At 69.8% G+C, this 17,053-nt stretch carries 9 protein-coding genes and 1 tRNA gene; 7 read left to right on the top strand and 3 right to left on the bottom strand.

The window, feature by feature from the left end:
• The first annotated feature begins 673 nt into the window (after window positions 1-673).
• From ACTIGN_RS21405 to pdxH, 3 genes are all read left to right on the top strand, one after another.
• Window positions 674-4,633 carry a hypothetical protein gene (locus ACTIGN_RS21405; protein ID WP_439627602.1) on the top strand — a complete coding sequence of 1,320 codons (3,960 nt, stop codon included), beginning with the start codon at window positions 674-676 and terminating at the stop codon, window positions 4,631-4,633.
• A gap of 377 nt (window positions 4,634-5,010) precedes the next feature.
• Complete coding sequence (locus tag ACTIGN_RS21400) at window positions 5,011-5,916, top strand: class I SAM-dependent methyltransferase (RefSeq protein WP_439627600.1); 906 nt, start codon at window positions 5,011-5,013, stop codon at window positions 5,914-5,916.
• 196 nt (window positions 5,917-6,112) lie between these two features.
• Complete coding sequence (pdxH, locus tag ACTIGN_RS21395) at window positions 6,113-6,736, top strand: pyridoxamine 5'-phosphate oxidase (protein WP_439627661.1); 624 nt, start codon at window positions 6,113-6,115, stop codon at window positions 6,734-6,736.
• A 1,318-nt stretch (window positions 6,737-8,054) separates the two neighbouring features.
• On the opposite strand, the gene ACTIGN_RS21390 is transcribed toward pdxH, so the two are convergent.
• From ACTIGN_RS21390 to ACTIGN_RS21380, 3 genes are all read right to left on the bottom strand, one after another.
• Window positions 8,055-9,194, bottom strand: coding sequence for an SPFH domain-containing protein (locus ACTIGN_RS21390; RefSeq protein WP_439627598.1), 1,140 nt, complete (start codon window positions 9,192-9,194; stop codon window positions 8,055-8,057).
• A gap of 203 nt (window positions 9,195-9,397) precedes the next feature.
• Window positions 9,398-10,045: a hypothetical protein gene (locus tag ACTIGN_RS21385; RefSeq protein ID WP_439627597.1), complete on the bottom strand. Its 648-nt coding sequence runs from the start codon at window positions 10,043-10,045 to the stop codon at window positions 9,398-9,400.
• A 12-nt stretch (window positions 10,046-10,057) separates the two neighbouring features.
• Window positions 10,058-11,497, bottom strand: a complete 1,440-nt coding sequence (locus ACTIGN_RS21380) for a hypothetical protein (protein ID WP_439627595.1) — start codon at window positions 11,495-11,497, stop codon at window positions 10,058-10,060.
• Between the two features lie 202 nt (window positions 11,498-11,699).
• Between ACTIGN_RS21380 and ACTIGN_RS21375 the strand changes: the two genes are divergently transcribed.
• The 4 genes from ACTIGN_RS21375 (at window position 11,700) to ACTIGN_RS21360 (ending at window position 16,991) form a co-directional block, all read left to right on the top strand.
• The gene (locus tag ACTIGN_RS21375) at window positions 11,700-12,671 is read left to right on the top strand and encodes a hypothetical protein (RefSeq protein ID WP_439627593.1); all 972 of its coding nucleotides are present in this window, start codon (window positions 11,700-11,702) and stop codon (window positions 12,669-12,671) included.
• Window positions 12,672-13,016: 345 nt separating this feature from the next.
• Window positions 13,017-14,450 carry a hypothetical protein gene (locus ACTIGN_RS21370; protein ID WP_439627591.1) on the top strand — a complete coding sequence of 478 codons (1,434 nt, stop codon included), beginning with the start codon at window positions 13,017-13,019 and terminating at the stop codon, window positions 14,448-14,450.
• 128 nt (window positions 14,451-14,578) lie between these two features.
• On the top strand, window positions 14,579-16,828 hold the full coding sequence (locus ACTIGN_RS21365; protein ID WP_439627589.1) for a hypothetical protein: 2,250 nt from the start codon (window positions 14,579-14,581) through the stop codon (window positions 16,826-16,828).
• A 79-nt stretch (window positions 16,829-16,907) separates the two neighbouring features.
• A tRNA-Leu gene (locus tag ACTIGN_RS21360) sits at window positions 16,908-16,991 on the top strand.
• Window positions 16,992-17,053 lie beyond the last annotated feature (62 nt).

Below are 17,053 nucleotides of genomic sequence, written 5' to 3'. Positions count from 1 at the left end.
GAAATGATGTAGCCCTCACCCGAACACGGATGTTCTCTGGGCGTTACGGTCACGATTGAGATCCCCGCGGCCATCGGACCCCTCGTCCGACAACTCCTGGCCCTGCACGAGGAACTCCAGCCTGTCGCGCTGTCCGCGGCCGACGGCACGGTTCTGGACGCTCGCGAAGCTACCGTCTTACCCAAGGGCGAGACGCGACCAAAAACCTGTTGGCCGACGCGTGGGATCGACGCATCGAGGCCGACGAAAAAGGGTCACCGATCCGCACCGGCTACTGCGGACGAGCCAAGGAGAACCGCGGGCCGTCGTCCCGCCGGGTCGTGACGACCCTTGGCGTTCGGAGGGCGGGGCGCCGGTACTGGCGGTGCCGGTGCGGGGCCGAGGGCTCGTACACGGCCGGTGCGGTGATCGGTCTGACCCACCGGTTTGCACCAACGTTCGGCAGCACTGCCGCCGGCCGCCAACGTGTCGTTCGCCAACGCCGGCGGCTGACCCTGGCCCCCGGCTCGCGCCCGGGTCTACCTTGACGCCCCCTGCGGTGGTGGTATACACCCCGGTTCTTGTACCAGCCGCACGCTCGGGGGGACGCATGGACGCGCCCGTTTCAGTTCCATCCGGTCGCCACGCCCGCCCCGGTCGCAGCGGGTTCGCCGTCCGGACCGTGGCCGCCGCCGTGCCCCTCTTCATCGGGCTCGCCGCGTACGCCGCCCAGCCCGCGCCCAAGGGTGCCGTCATCCCCGCCGCCAGCCTGTCCAAGGCGTCGCCGCTGCTGCCGCTGGGCGACGGCACCCGCGACCCCCTGAACCCCGAGTGGTCCACCGACCCGAACGACCCGTTCCCGATGCCGCCCGAACTGGCCGGCGTCGAGCTGATGAAGCAGACCGCCGAACAGGCCCAGGCCAAGTCCGGGCTGTGCGTGACCTGCCACCAGAACACCGGCGACCCGCACTGCAAGCCCACCCTCCGCATCGGGTGCACCGACTGCCACGGCGGCGACCCGTGCGCGGCCACCAAGGAGAAGGCGCACGTCGCCTCCCGCAACCCGCACCTGTGGCCCGCGTCCGCCAACCCGGTCCGCGCGTACACGCTGCTGAACAACGAGTCCCCGGCCTTCATCCGGTTCGTCAACCCGGGCGACTTCCGCGTCGCGCACATCGGCTGCGGGACCGCCGGGTGCCACCCCAAGGAGGTGCAGACGAACCGCAAGCAGATCATGTCCACCGGGTGCATGCTGTGGGGCTCGGCCGCGTACAACAACGGCACCCTGCCGGTCAAGCGGCCCGTGCTCGGCGAGGCGTACGGCATGAAGGGGGCCGGGCTCCGGCTCAAGACGTTCCCGCCGCCCACCCAGGAGGAGCAGGACCGGCACGGCGTGCTCGTCCAGCTCGACCCGCTCCCGCGGTTCGAGATGAGCCAGCCCGGCAACGTGCTCCGCATCTTCGAGCCCGGGGGCCGGTTCCTGCCCGAGATCGGCATCCCCGAGCGGACCGAGGAGCCCGGCCGCCCGCGGACCCGGCTCAGCGTCCGCGGGCTCGGCACCAGCAACCGGACCGACCCGGTCCTCGTCAGTGCCAACAAGACCCGCCTGTTCGACCCGACCCTCAACATGATGGGCACCAACGACCACCCCGGCGACTACCGCCAGAGCGGGTGCACCGCGTGCCACGTCGTGTACGCCAACGACCGGTCCCGGGTGCACTCCGGGCCGTACGCGCAGTACGGCAACCGCGGCACCAGCTTCACCAAGGACCCGACCATCCCGACCAATGAGAGCGGGCACCCGATCGAGCACAAGTTCACCAACGCGATCCCGACCAGCCAGTGCATGGTGTGCCACGTCCACCCGGGCACCACGGTCATGAACAGCTACATCGGGTACATGTGGTACGACGAGGAGACCGAGGCCCGGCACATCTACCCGGCCAAGCAGAAGAACCCCACGGCCGAGGAGCTGGTCCGGTCGCTGGCGCTCAACCCGAACGAGTCCGCGGCCCGCAGCAACCTGTCCGACCAGGCGTTCCTCAACGACCTGTCGCTGCTCAACCCGAAGTTGTCCAAGATCCAGTTCGGCGACTTCCACAGCCACGGGTGGGCGTTCCGGGCCGTGTTCAAGAAGGACCTGAAGGGGAACTTCATCGACCACACGGGCGGCCCGGTCGGCCCGCCCGACCCGACCAAGCTCGCCGCCGGCATGGAGTGGCCGAACGTGGCCCGCACGTTCCACGAGAAGACCCGCCAGTTCGACGACCCGGCGACCGGCCCGAAGGCGGCCCGCGAGGCCGAGACCAAGCTCGACGGGTGCCGGTCCGGCGCGCCGGTCCACCTCCTCGACATCCACATGGAAAAGGGGATGCACTGCGTCGACTGCCACTTCTCGCAGGACATGCACGGCAACAACCGGCTCCACATGGAGGTCCGGGCGGCCACCGAGATCCAGTGCATCGACTGCCACGGCACGGTCGAGAAGACCGCCACGCTCCGCACGTCCGGCCCCGCGTCGTACACGTCGGCCCCGGACGGCCAGGGCCGGAACCTGCTGGCCATGAAGACCCCGTTCGGCACCCCGCGGTTCGAGGTCCAGGACCTGCCCGACGGCCGCAAGCGGTACTTCCAGAACTCGTCCGTCGAGAAGGGGCTCCGGTGGGAGCTGGTGCAGACCCGCGACACGATCACCAAGGGCCACGCCCGGTACAACGAGAAGTCGGCCCTGGCCAAGACGGTGCGGTTCGAGGGCGACAAGATGGTCTGGGGCGACCTGCCCGAGGGCGGGGAGAAGTGCACCGCCCACCGCAACGACAACATGACTTGCATCTCGTGCCACTCGGCGTGGAACCCGAGCTGCTTCGGGTGCCACCTGCCCCAGCGGGCGAACCTCAAGATGCCCATGCTCCACGCCGACGGCGACGTGCAGCGGAACTTCACCGCGTACAACTTCCAGACCCTCCGCGACGACGTCTTCATGCTCGCCCGGGACGGCGACGCGACCAAGAACAAGGTGAACCCGGCCCGGTCCAGTTGCGCGATCCACGTGACCAGCAACAACGGGAACCGCGAGACCATCTACCCGCAGCAGCAGACCATCTCGGCCGACGGGTACGGGGGCATCGCGTTCAGCACGAACGTGCCGCACACGGTCCGCGGCCGCGGGGTCCGGGAGACCAAGCAGTGCTCCGACTGCCACGTCTCCAAGGAGAACAACAACAACGCCTGGATGAGCCAGTTGCTCATGCACGGGACCGGGTTCGTGAACTTCATGGGCAAGTTCGCGTGGGCCGCGGCCGGCGAGGAGGGGCTGTTCGCGGTCGTCGTCACCGAGACCACCGAGCCCCAGGCCGTGTTCGGCAGCGACCTGCACCGGTGGGCGTACCCGGACGAGTTCAAGAAGCACGTCGAGCGGGGCGGGCTCCTCAAGGACGCGCACGAGCACCCCGGGCGGGACGTCCTCACCGGCGTCACCAAGCCGTTCAAGAAGTCCGAGGTGCTCATGGTGCAGAACCGCGGCGAGTACCTGTACGCCGCGTGCGGCGACGCCGGGGTCCGCGTGTTCGACATCGCGTTCATCGACCACAAGGGGTTCGCCGAGCGGATCACCACCGCCCCGGTGTCCCCGGTCGGCCAGAAGTTCTACCTCCCGACCCGGTACGCCACGTACGTCGCGGCCCCGACCACGGTCGCCGTGGACCCGACCCGCAAGCAGAACCCGGCGAACCGGGAGCAGCCGATCCACCCGCTGTTCGGCTACCTGTACGTCTGCGACAAGTACGAGGGGCTGATCCTCACCGGGGCCGCCACGCTCCTCGACGGCAACCCGGTGAACAACTTCCTCCGCCGCGAGGTGACGTTCAACCCGGACGGCATCCTATGCGGGGCCAGGCACGCCCTGGTCGTCGGCCACTACATCTACATCTCGTGCGACGCCGGGCTCGTCGTCGTCGACATCGACGAGCCGCTGAAGCCGAAGATCACCGCGGTGGTCGGCGAGAAGGCGATCAAGGGCGCGAAGATGGTCGCCACGCAGTTCCGCTACGCCTACGTGTGCGACGAGGAGGGGGTGAAGGTGCTCGACATCACCGACCTCGCCAAGCCGGTGCCGAAGTCCGTGCTCCGCCTGCCCGAGGCGCACTCGGTCTACATGGCCCGGACCCACGCCTACGTCGCCGGCGGGTCGAAGGGGCTCGTTATCCTCGACATCACCAGGCCCGAGGAGCCGAAGCTCGACCAGGTGTTCAACGCCGGCGGGCACCTGTGCGACGTCCGCGACGTGAAGCTCGGCATCACCTACAACTCGCTGATCGCGTACGTCGCCGACGGCAAGAACGGGATGCGGCTCGTCCAGCTCATCTCGCCCGAGACCCCCGGGTTCGAGGGGTTCAGCCCGCGGCCCACCCCGCGGCTGATCGCGACCTACCGGCCCCCGCACGGCGGGGAGATCCTGTCCATCTCCCGCGGCATCGACCGGGACCGGGCGGTGGACGAGAGCGGGAACCAAATCGGCGTGTTCGGACGCGTCGGGGCCCGCCCGCTCAACGGCGAGGAGCAGCGGAAGATGTACCTGCGCAGCGGGCTCCCGTGGTTCGTCTCCGACGACCCGAAGGACCCGGGGTACGTCTACGAGGAGCGCCGCAAGAAGTAGTCCCGAACCGTAGCCCCGGTCGCGTGCCTGCTGCGCGACCGGGGCCACATTCGCATGATTCTTCTTGTTTCCGGCCGACCTGCACACCCCTCCTCCGGAACCATCCCATTCAACCGGAAGGAATATTGTTTGAGTGATCTCGGTTTGCCACAAGCTGATAATCCGGAGTGCCTTGCAATCGTTGTTGTCAGTGCGGAGGCGGAATTGTGGCTCCGGAATCACCGTAAACTACGCAGATATCCCAACTTCACAGTCCGGTACCAAATTCTGATCTACTCGCCAGTTGCGTAGGCTCGTGCGGCCCGGTTACATAGCCTGTCTCCGGACCACTTCCGGAACCATCCGGTCCCGTCGCATACTCCCCCGGAACTCGACCGATGGAGCAGACCGCTCAGGAGCGCATCGACTCGGTCGAGTGGTACCACGAGTTCGACTTCGGCAACGGGCTGCGGGCGGTTCCGCGGACGCCGCCCGACGCGGGGCACCGCCGCATCTGGGCGTTCATCGAGGGGCACCTGAGCCGCACCGACTTCCGCGGCAAGAGCGTCCTCGACATCGGGTGCTGGGACGGGCACTGGAGCTTCTTGGCCGAGCGCCGCGGGGCGACGCGGGTGCTCGCGACCGACGACGTCTCGCAGAACTGGGCCGCGGGTAAGGGGATTCACGTTGCGAAGGAGCTGCTCCGCTCCGCGGTCGAGATCCGGCAGAACGTCTCGGCGTACGACCTCGCTTCGCTGAACGAGCAGTTCGACGTGATCCTGTTCCTCGGGGTCTGGTACCACCTGTTCGACCCGTTCTACGCGCTCGCACAGATCCGCCACTGCTGCCACGCGAACACGGTCGTCCTGATGGAAGGGTCGGTCGCCACCGAACTCGGCCGGCAGGAGGCGCTGTTCAACTTCGCGGACCACAACTGCGAGTTCCTCCCCGAGCCCGACGCCTTCCGGCAACTTCTTCGGGGCACGTACTTCACCGAAACCGAGAGCGCGTTCCTCGACCCGCCGGACCAGCCCGGGCGCCTCGGGTGGCGGTGGCGGCTGAAGATGTGCCGGGAGGTGCTGCGGGGCTCGCGGGCCGGAATTCGCACGCTCCAGACGCCGCGGCTCCGCACCGACAACCGCCGCATGTTCCTGAAGTGCGCACCGTTCGCCGGGCGGAACGAGTTGCACGCCTACCGCCCGCCGTTCGGCCTGGCCGCCTATGATGAGCGGTTCGGGTGCATAGCCCAGGAGACCCAGGGTTTACACCCTGGGCTACGGACTGCCGCCCCCTTCGGGGGCTGAATGCTTTCAGTCCCGAAGGGACGACAGTTCGTAGCCCAGGGTGTAAACCCTGGGTCCGTGGGGCTCCGCACTGCCGCCCCCTTCGGGGGCTCAGTGCCTTGAGTCCCGGAGGGACGACCGAGCGTAGCCCAGGGTGCGAACCCCGGGTCCGTGGGTCTACTTTGGAGACGCCGTGAGCACGCCATCGATTGCCGACATGCGCAAGGAGTACGCCGCCGGGGGGCTCTCGGAGGGGGACGCGGGGACCGACCCGTTCGCGCTGTTCCACCAGTGGTTCGCGCAGGCGGTCGCCGCGAGCCTGCACGAGCCGAACGCCTTCGTGCTCGCGACCAGTACGCCCGACGGGTTCCCGTCGGCCCGGCTCGTGCTGCTGAAGGCGCTCGACGACCGCGGGTTCACGTTCTTCACGAACTACGACAGCCGCAAGGGGCACGAACTCGACGCGAACCCGCGGGCGGCGCTCGTGTTCCCGTGGCACGCGCTCGAACGCCAGGTGCGAGTGGAGGGGACCGTGGAGCGGGTGACCGCGGCCGAGTCGGACGACTACTTCGCGAACCGGCCGCTCGGGAGCAGGTTAGGCGCGTGGGCGTCGGCGCAGAGTGCGGTCATCCCCGGCCGCGAGTTCCTCGAACAGCGCCACGCGGAGCTAGTCGCTCGGTACCCGTACGGCGCGGTGCCGCGGCCGCCGAACTGGGGCGGGTACCGCGTGGTGCCGCGGGTGTTCGAGTTTTGGCAGGGCCGCCCGAGCCGGCTGCACGACCGCGTCCGGTTCACCCTCGCGCCACCGGCGACCTGGGTGCGGGACCGCCTGTCGCCGTGACTGCCGCTGCGGCTGGTGGGCGACGCCCGGCGACTTCTTGAGAACCATCACGGTCGCGATGATCCCGCCGACGACGAGCGCGATGAGTGCGACTAGGGTGAGGATCTTCGCCCAACTGTACGGCCGCTCCCCGGACACCTTGCCCGAGCTGCCGTTCACGAGGATCTGGAACAGCTTCTCGTGGTAGCGGTAGTTCGCGACCCACACCGGCAGCAGGCAGTGCTTGAACGTGACGCCGAGGTACTGTGTCGACTTGTCGATGATCCGCTGGTGGTCGCCGCCGATGTCGCGGCGGATGAGCTGGTCGATGGTCGGCTCCATCATCTCCTTGGCGACGCCGAGCCCCTCGGTGAGGTCCACCGCGTACCGCTCGGTCTTGAGCCCGGCGAGGAACTCGGCCCGGAACGGCTCGAGCGCGCCGAGTTCCCACGGCTCCATGCCGCGGACGAGGTGCGCGGGGACGCTCTTCGACCCGCACACCAGCACGTCGTCGAAGAAGTGCTGCACCTCGCCCGAGACCGGGTACCACAGGGTGCGGACAACGGTGCGGGTCTTGGTGACGTTGTTCCCCTGCGCGTCCCGCTCGGTGTACGTCTCGGTCTCGGTGTAGTCGTCGCCCCGCATGCCGGAGTACCCGGTGTACGTCATCGCGTCGTAGGTCCAGTACGGGACGTAGACGCCGGCGAGTTGGCCGAGGTTGGCGACATTCTTTAACTCGTTGGGCGCGAACCACAGCCCCTTGAGCCAGGCGTCGAACGCCTCGCGGGCGGCGCGCAGGTCCACGCCGAACGGCACGAGCGACTCCGGCGGGATCATCCCGGCGGCCGCCTCGGGCTTGTTCTCCAGGTGGGTGCTACAGAACGGGCACTTCTCGGTGACGACCTTGTCTTCGAGCAGCACCATCGCGCCGCACCCGGAGCAGCGGACCTGCGACGACCGGCCCTCGATGGGCGCGCCGCTCGCGCGCTTCGCGGCGTACTCGTCGAAGTCGCGCTCGACGACGGCGTCGGTCTCGCCGGGGGCTGCGAGGGTGCTCTCGTGGCCGCAGTACGGGCACTTGAGCGAGCGGGTCCGCGGGTCGAACTCGACCTTCGCCCCGCACTTCAGGCACGGGAACAGCTTCCCGGCGGGCGGGGCCTTCGAGAGCGACGGCTCGCGCGTCTCCGCGGGCGCGTTCGGAGTCGGCAGGGGGGGCGGGGCGTCCATGAGCAAATCCGAAATTCGAAGTACGAAATTCGAAACGAAGACCGGGCGCTAACCGACGCGGGTCAGCTTGGGACTGCTGCAATGTTCGGATTTCGTGCTTCGAATTTCGGATTTAGCCAGGGAGCGGCGGCGGCACGTCGGCGAACAGCGCGTTGAGTTCCGGCACCGTCTGGGCGGCGACCCACCCGGCCATGCCCGTCTTCCACACGAGCGTCGCGCGCGTGACCTTCCCGTTGCGGACGTGCTGCGTCAGCGCCGCCAGGTCAAACGGGCCGGACGCGACGCCGTCGATCGAGGCGTGGAACGCGACCGCCGTGGGCAGCGGGGGCGGGCCGGCGGCGGCCGCTGGGGAGGTGGTGTTGGCGGGGGTGACGACGCCGGGGGCCGAACCCGCGCCCGCGAACGCGCCGCCCATCGCGTTGCCGATCGCGACCCCCGCCCCGAGGTTCGCGCCGAGCCCCGCGAGCCCGCCGGGGTTCTGCGCCGCGTCGCGGATCGCGTCGGCCGTCTGGAGCTTGGCGTACTGGTCGAGGTTGCCCAGCACCGACATCTGCGACCGCTTGTCGAGCGCCGCTTCGACCTCGGGCGGGAGCGAGATGTTCTCGACGAAGAACTGCGTGAGCGCCACGCCCATCTTCGCCAGTTCGGGCGCGACGCGCTCCCTGGCGAGGTTGCTGACCTTCTCGTAGTTCCCGGCGAGGTCGAGCATCGGGATCTTCGCGCCGCCGAGCGCGTCGATGAACCGCGACACGATGACGTTGCGGAACTGGGCGGAGATCTCGTACAGCTCGAACGACGGGTCGGTGGCGACGAGTTCCTTCAGGAACGTGGCCGGGTCGGTGATCTTGAAGGCGTAGCTGCCGAACGCCCGCAGCCGCACCGGGCCGAACTCCGGGTCGCGGTACATCACCGGGTTCTGGGTGCCCCACTTCTGGTCGGTCCACTGGCGGGTGGCGATGAAGTAGACCTCGCACTTGAACGGCGACTCGAACCCGTACTTCCACCCGAGGATGGTGGACAGGATCGGCATGTTCTTGGTGTCGAGCGTGTACATGCCCGGCAGCTTGACGTCGGCGAGTTGCCCCTCCTTGACGAACCCGGCCGCCTGCCCCTCGCGGACGATCAACTTCGCCCCGTTCTTAATCTCGTTCTTGTGGCGGGTGAACCGGTGCGCCAGGATCTCGTTCTGGCTGGGCTCGGTCCACTCGATGATGTCGATGAACTGTCCGCCGATCCAACTGCCGAGTCCCATGGTTCGCCCTACGTGGAGGATGCGGTCGCCAAACCCAGAAGCTAACCGCTCCGAAGGTGTTCGTCCACGGCCCGCGAAGATTTCACACGGCCCGCGGGGATGGGGCCGCCCGCGGGCCTCGTGTCTTTAGAGCCACGGGGCTTGCCCCCGTGGTCTTCTGCGGTCCCAGGCACCACGGGGACAAGCCCCGTGGCTCGAAAGCATCACACCTTCCCGAGCACGAGATCGACGACCCAGCACCCGCGGACGTGCGGCCCCGAACCACGGCAGTGGTTCAGGATCTCCTCGCTGTCGCACCCCGCGTCTTGGAGAGCGTCGGCCAGTATCGGCATCGCGGAGAAGTCGCGCGACTCGTACATCTCACGTGCCAGGGCAACTGCGGTGGAGGTCCGCCAGTCGGGGGCGAACGCGACGGGGCGGAACGGATTGCCGAAGATGTCACGATACAGGGCTGTGTAGCGGGGGGTCGGAACCGTGCCGACGCTGGCACGAATTGACTGCCGTTCCACCTCGTGAAGGGAGAGTAGTTGCTCGACCGCGGACACAACCCAGACCGCCTCTGCTTGCTCCTCGCACACTCCGCGGGCGGCCATTCGTTCAAGGTGCGCTGGATAGTGCCAGTCAGTTACTGTGCGACGGGCCTCCTCCAGTTCCGCTCGGTTCGCTTCACCCTCCGCGTACCGCGAGGCAACCTCGATCGCCAGTCGGCTCACGGGGTCCGCGATCAACGGCCACGCGTGCCAGCAACAAGCCGTCGCGAACATCCGCACCTGCCGGTCACTGGCCTGGCCCGCCGTCCACCTGAGCAGCAGTACGGGGTCGGTCGCCGCCATCCACTCCCGCTCGGTCACGGCACGCTCCCGTCACACCCAGAGTTGCAGGACGCGGAGAACGGTCTCGTGCCACACGTCGAGGGCGTCCTCGCCCTCCAGTGCCGCGACCACGCCGTCGCCGGTGCCGACCTCGGGCCGGGGGCCGTCGACCACGACCTCGGTGACGACCACGTTGTCGAGGTCCATCTCGAACGGCTCGGTCGCGGCCGCCAGGCAGTGGACCTGCGACAGCCGCGACAGCCGGTTCAGGTGCGTGACCGCCGCGTCGCGGTCCGGGAGCCACGCGACCAGCCCGTCGCCGCGCTCGATCGGCTCGCGGAGCAGCAGTTCCATCAGCGTCGCTTCTTCCGAAAGGGGCCGCTTGCCGCTCGGGTCCTGGACGAACAGCACCTCGAACCGGATCGCGTCGGTGCTCAGCCAGTCCGACAGGCGGCGGAACAGCGCCAGGACGGACGACATCAGCATCACGATCCGCTGGTGCGGCAGCTCCGGGTCCTTGAACCGGGCGGTGACGAGGTCCGGGAACAGCACGACGACGAACGCCCGGCGGCGGCGGAGGAACTGGTTCTCGTCGCGGGAGTAGTAGAACAGTTCGTCGCGGACGAACTTCACGTCGAACAGGTCCGGGCTCTCGGTCTCCATGTACGCGAGCTGCGAGTGCAGCAGGCTCTCGATCGACCCGCGGTTGGAGATCGACGTGTACCCGCCCACGGGGTACTGGTCCTCGTCGAGCACCCGCGTCGGCACCTCCTTGCGGCCCACGAGCGGCTTCACCGGCCGGCCCGGGAGCCGCGCCTCGATCCGGGCGGTCGTCTGGCGGATCTGCCGCAGCGCGACGTACTGCCCCATGTCGCCCAGGGCCGACTTGTCGTCGAGCGCGTCCACGTCCTCGCGGGCGAGCACGTCGGTGGTGCGGCGCGCGGCGGAGACCAGCTCCTCGTACAGCTTCACCTGCAACTCGGACGGGCCGTCGCGCATGAGCGCGTCCCACCCGGACGACAGTACGTCGTCGGGGTTCGACGTGAGCAGCCCGCGGATGACGGCCGGGGGGAGCAGGACGCCGGGCATGTCGGCCCGCTCGCGGATCTGGTTGATGACGTACCCGACCCCCTTGACCCGGTCCTTCCCCTGGTACTTGCGGAGCGCGTCGCCGGCCCGCTCGAACACCCAATCGGCGTACAGCTTGCCGAGGACGTGGTCCTCGTAGGTGCGGGCCAGGGCCGGGGGCCACCCGGGGACGTGGAGCGGGTCCTTCATCCGGTACTCGGCGTCGGCCCCGAACGCGATGTGCCCGACGTCGGCGACGAACCCGGCCGGCGGGAGCGGGTGCCCGCTCGACGCGATCTCCATCGCCCACTCCAGGGCCGGGCGGACGGTCGCGCTCGTCGGCCGCACGGCCCGCTGGAGCCACAGCCCCTCGAGGACGTACCGCTTCGCCGTGTCCAGGTCGCGGAGTTCGTGCGCTTCCATCGTGCCGCCTTTGCGTTCCCCAGGTTCACCAGGTTGTTTATACCCGCCAGCCGGCCCGGAACCAAAGTGGGTATGTCCCGACGCTACAACCCGACCCTGCGGTAAAGTCGGCACATCCGGAGTGCCGATAGAAGGGGACGAGACGGGGTTTCGTTCGGTTCACGGCCGCCGGCGGGAACGCGCGGGGCCGGGCGAGGGGCGCATGACGATCCACACCCGACGACTCTGCGGCGTGTTGCTGTTGGCGGCGGCCACGGGCGGGCCGGCCGCGGCCCAACCCGGGGGCACCCTGTACCCGCCGCCGCCGGGCGGCGACCCGGCCCCGACCGGCGGGGCGGGCGCCGTGCAGCGGGTCGCCGCGCCGGTCCGGCTCGCGTCCGAGCAGGCCGCGGACCCCGTGGGCACGCTCACCGGGCAACCGGCCCAGCCGCCCACACCGCCCACCCTGCCCCCCGGGGCGTACGCGAGCCCGTACTACACCGACGGCCCCGGCGCGCTGGGGCCGCTGGGCCGCAACGGCCGCATCGGGTACGACCTGTACTCGTACACCGGCCCGACGTTCGCGTTCGGCGAGGGCCGGTTCGCCCGCCAGCTCCAGACCGGGTGGATGACCGGCGGCGGCGGCCGGAGCCTGTTCTTCAACCCGGCCCACGACGCGGCCTGGGCGCTCGACCTGGGCCTGAGCTACCAGTTCAACCGCGGGTCGGTCGGGCACTACACCGAACTGGAACTCCGCCGGGCCCCCACGGTGATCGGTAACACCACGATCCCGCGGTCGGACATCGTGGCCCCGCTGGCGATCCGCGGCCTGAGCCGGACCAACTTCAACTTCGGCGTCGGCCGCGACTGGTGGTACTGGGGGCCGGGCGTCGTCGGCGCGGAGGGCGGGTGGAACTACCGGTTCGGCACCACCGCCGGCGGCCGGTGGGGCACGGCCCACGTGGACCTCGTTCCGCAGGACGAGGCCGGGCTCGGGAACTACGCGCGGCGGCAGGCCGTGACGCACGGCGTGTTCATCGAGTCGCACGCCACCGTCGAGGTGCCGATGGGGGCGTGGATCCTCTTCGGCGGGCTCCGCACCGAGTGGGGCTACGACTGGACCAACCTCGTGCCCCCGATCAACGGGAACCTGCACAACTTCAACCTCCTCATGACCGCCGGCATCCGGTTCTGAGGAGCAGAGGACCGAACCCCAGAGGACCGACGGTCAGAGGTCGAAGCGGCCCCGGTCTTTCTTCGGGCCCCTGCCCTTCTGACGTTCTGTCCTCTGGTTCTCATCACGACGGGCGGACCGCCGGCACGCCCCGGCGGTCGCCCGGAACCCGACCGCACCCGCCCAACCCGCCCTGCCGCTCCCGTCGGACCGCTTGCCGGCCCGCGATTCCCTTGCGGTCGCCGCCCGCCCCCGGTAGGCTCACGTCATCGGCCGAACGCACGTTCCACCCGTACCCGGCAAACGCCCGCCGGCGGTGCGGTGTTGAACCGGTAGACGCCACATCGACACCCACCGGGAACCCCGATGACCCTCCTCCGACTGCTCGCCTGGTCCGCCTTCGCCGCCGTCGTACTCCCCGCGGGGCAGGCGGCCGCCCAGGACGCGGCCAAGCTCCCCCAGTCCCCGCCAGGGACCAGCCTCCTCTCCGAACGGCGCGAGGCCCGCGGCATCCCGCCCGCCGAAATGAAGGTGGCCCAGGCCCAGTTCGCGACCTTTGCCAAGTACTATGCCGACCTGATCTCGCACCCGCTCCTTCACAAGGCCGCCCAGGACCCGAGCCTCAAGCAGGACGCCAGCGGCCGCGAGATCCCGTCCGTGGACACCATCATCAAGGACCTGGGGCGGTTCCTCCTCGAACCGAACCCGGCCGTTCGCACCAGTTCGGACGACCCGCGGCCCAAGGTCCGGGACTGGAACGCCGACTACATCCGCGAACTCGGCGTGGCCTTCGACGCGGCCCTCAAGCCGCTCGTTGATACGCACCCCGAGCGCGTGGTCCGGGTCAACGCGGCCCGCCTCTACGCGGCCGTCTGCACCACCGGGGCGAACGCCCACTGGCCGACGGTCACCGCGTGGGTCGCCAACCCGAACACGCCGACCGAGATCAAGTACTACGCCCTCCAGGCCGCCGCGAACCTGCTCGACGCCTACGACGTGTTCGACTACCGGAGCCGCCGCCACGCCTTCACCGTCGAGCCCCGGTCGGCCGCCAACAAGCAGATCGGCGAGCTGATCGCGGCGCTCCAGGCGTGCGTCACCAACCCGAACGCGCTCGTGCCCCTGACCGACGGGAAGGCCGAGAACGCGACCTCGGAACAGCTCCAGGTCGTCGGGTTCGTCCGCCGCCAGGCGATCAAGGCGCTCGGGCGGTGCCGGTTCGTCACGCTCCCCGGCCCGACCGGCGCCCCCCTCTACCCGGCCCACACGCTGGTCCGCGTGTGCCTGTCCGACCCGACCCTGGTCCCGGCCCCGGTCCCGGCCGACTGCGGCGAGGCGATCATCGGGCTGTGCAACATGGCCCCGGTGAACAACGGCGCCCCGGTGAAGGGGTACAACGGGGACGCGGTCGCCGAGGCCGTCGCCGCGGCGGTCCTCACGTTCGCCAGCCCGCGGGCCTCGAACCCGCTCGACCGGTCGCTCCCGTGGCGCGGCTACGCGATCCGCATGGGCGACGCCTTCCGGAACTGGCGGCCCCTGTTCGACCCGCTGTACGACCCGACGGCCCCGACCAAGTTCGAGGCGCAACTCACTCCGAAGGCGGTCGCCGACGTCATCGCCCAGGTGCAGACGTCGGTCCTCGCGCCGATGGACAAGGCCGGTGCCGGCGGCCTCCCGGACCGCGTGGACATCGAGAAGATGCGGGCGTACCTGAGGCAACTCCAGGCGAACCCGAAGCGGAACAACGAACTGATCACCGGCGTACCCGCCACGGCGCTGCCGAAGTACGAGGTGAAGTAGCCGCCCGGCGCGGAGCGCAATCCGGGCCGCCGGCGCTCGCCGGCGGCCCGGATTGCGCTCGGATTCCCGTTGTGCCACGACGCCCCCTCGCGGAAAATCAACTCAACTCAGATCCCCGGAGGAGCGCCATGCGGCGGTTTCTGTTCGCGGCCGTGCCCGCCCTGTTGGTGCTGGCCGTCGCCACCCCGGTCCACGCCGGGTACCTCATCATCCGCATCGTTCTCGAAGGGAGCGGCGGGGCCGAGCAGCCCGGCGGGGTGCCCGGCGGCCCCGGTCCCGCTCCCGGTGGCGTGCGGCCCCCGTTCGGTGGCGGCGATGGCGGCCCCGGCGGCCGCCCGCCGATCGGGTTCGGCCAGCCCTACGGGATCGGCCAGCCGCCGATCGGCCCCGGTGGGGCGCCCGGCGGGGTTCCCGCGGTCAACGCCGGCCCGATCGACGCGGGCCGGTCGGTCGTCGTGGTCCTCCCCGTCGAGGAGGACCTGACGAAGGCCGCCCCGTTCTACCCCCGGAACGCCAACACCCACTACAACCCGCTCTGGCAGCCGAAGCTGCACACGACGCTGCACGGCGAGAAGATCGTCACGAACCTGTTCACCGACGGCACGATGATCCAGTGGTACACGACGTTCAAGGAGACGCCGGGCCTGCGGAAGACGCACGCCACCGACCTCCGCGAGCGGCACGCGCGGTGGGTCAAGGCCGGGAAGACCGACCTCAAGGCCGCCCTCGCGCTGGTCGTCGAGGCGCTCAGCTCCGGCGCGGCCGGCGACGCACAGACCTACGCGGACGACCTGCTGGCCGCCGCCGACGGGAAGAAGGACGGTGCCCCCCCCGAGGTTGCGGCGTTCCTGAAGGCGTACGCCGCGGTGCAGCCCGGGCTCAAGGCCGGGGCGACCAAGCGGGCCGCGTCCGAGTTCTGGCAGAGCAAGCTCGAGGCCGGGACCGTGACCCCGTCGCCGCACTTCGCGATCCTCTCGTGGGACGCGACCGAGGAGGAGGTGAGCCGCCGCCGGAGCCTGCTCGAGGAGAACTTCAAGGCGTTCTTCCTGTGGCACGCCACCCGGGGCATCGAGCTGAAGGTGCCCGACGCGCCGCTGCTCGTCGCGCTCCCCAAGCAGGGCCGCGACGTGAACGCGCTGGCCCGCGCCCTCGACGCCCCGCCGCGGCTCCTCGCCGACGGGTTCTACTCCGCCGAGTACGGGCTCCTCGTCCTGTCGCCGGAGCGGCTCGACGCGGTCGGCCAGACGTTCGCGGCCCAGGCCCGGGCCACGTACCGCGAGGGCGTGAACCAGAAGGGGCTCCTGGCCGGCCGCGGCCCGGACGTCGACATCACCGGCCAGCGGGGGATGAGGCCCGACGACGTCGCCCGCATGCAGACCGTCGCGCTGGTCGAGCGGGTCGCGGACGAGCAAGCGGCCACCGCCGCGATCAGCCGCGAGGGGACGCTCCAGCTCCTGTACGCGACGAACCAGCTCCCCCAGTTCGTGGCGCTCCCGCAGTGGGTCACCACCGGGGCCGCAAACTTCTTCGCGCGGCCCCGCGACCCGTTCTTCTACGCCGACAAGGACGGCAAGTGGTGGATGAACGTGTCCCCCGCCCCGGGCTACGGCGTGCCGAACTACGTCCTCCAGCGGCAACTGCGGTTCCACTACGCCCCGCTCATCGACTTCCGGAGGGACGCCAAGGAGCAACAGGCCGAGCGCGTCGCGCTGCTGAAGAACGTACTGTCGGACGCCTACTTCCACGGGCTCCGCGACCCGAAGGAGGTCTCCGACCCCGACCCGGTGAAGCAGGACAAGTCGGGCGTCGGCCTGAACTCGGGCGGCGGAACCGGCCAGCCGGGCGGGCAACCGTCCGGCCCGGGCGTGGGCCCCGGTCCCGGGGTGCGGCCGCCGTTCGGCGCGGGCCAACCCCCCATCGCAACGCCCGGCGGGCCGGGCGTCCCCGGCGTGCCGGGGGTGATCGACCCGAACGCCCCCAAGGACGACACGATCGCGCTGCTCCGCAAGAAGCGGGAGGCGCTCACGGAGAAGGGGCAGGCCACCGCGTGGGCGCTGTACTACTACCTCGCCAAGGACCGCCGCGACGAGTTGCAGAAGTTCGTGGGCGAACTCGCGGCGCTGCCCCGCGACCTGCCGCTCGACGGCGACACGGTTCTGAACGCGTTCTGCCGGTCGCTCGGGGTCGCCAACACCCCCGAGGGGCTCGCGAAGTTCACCGACTCCTGGTTCGAGTACATCAAGACGGTCCCGCCGGTCGGGCTCGACATCCCGCTCGTCGAGGCGAAGCCGCCGACGCCGATGAACCCGATGAACCCGATGGGGGTGCCGCCGATGGGCTTCCCGCCGAAGGGGTTCAACCCGAAGGGTGGCGACTGACGGCAAAGTTCGATGCGCCCCCGGGGGAACCGCTTGACGATCCCGTCGGGGGCATTAAGATACCAACGCTACCGAGTGGGCCGAGGTGGCGGAATTGGCAGACGCACTAGATTCAGGTTCTAGCGCTCGCAAGGGCGTGGAGGTTCAAGTCCTCTCCTCGGCACTGCAATCCCCTGGGTTTCCCAGGGGATTGTTCGTTGGTGGGCGCACACTCAGCATGCCAGC

The sequence above is a fragment of the Gemmata sp. genome (assembly GCF_051859125.1).
Taxonomy (GTDB): Bacteria; Planctomycetota; Planctomycetia; order Gemmatales; family Gemmataceae; genus Gemmata.
Note: the sequence above shows the minus strand (reverse complement) of the source record. Positions and strands in the feature narration are given on the sequence as shown.

Bases quoted from the DNA above. Each gene is read 5' to 3' on its own strand.
- ACTIGN_RS21365 (WP_439627589.1), top strand. From the start codon at position 14,579: ATGCGGCGGTTTCTGTTCGCGGCCGTGCCCGCCCTGTTGGTGCTGGCC.
- ACTIGN_RS21375 (WP_439627593.1), top strand. From the start codon at position 11,700: ATGACGATCCACACCCGACGACTCTGCGGCGTGTTGCTGTTGGCGGCG.
- ACTIGN_RS21400 (WP_439627600.1), top strand. From the start codon at position 5,011: ATGGAGCAGACCGCTCAGGAGCGCATCGACTCGGTCGAGTGGTACCAC.
- ACTIGN_RS21390 (WP_439627598.1), bottom strand. From the start codon at position 9,194: ATGGGACTCGGCAGTTGGATCGGCGGACAGTTCATCGACATCATCGAG.
- ACTIGN_RS21370 (WP_439627591.1), top strand. From the start codon at position 13,017: ATGACCCTCCTCCGACTGCTCGCCTGGTCCGCCTTCGCCGCCGTCGTA.
- pdxH (WP_439627661.1), top strand. From the start codon at position 6,113: ATGCGCAAGGAGTACGCCGCCGGGGGGCTCTCGGAGGGGGACGCGGGG.
- ACTIGN_RS21380 (WP_439627595.1), bottom strand. From the start codon at position 11,497: ATGGAAGCGCACGAACTCCGCGACCTGGACACGGCGAAGCGGTACGTC.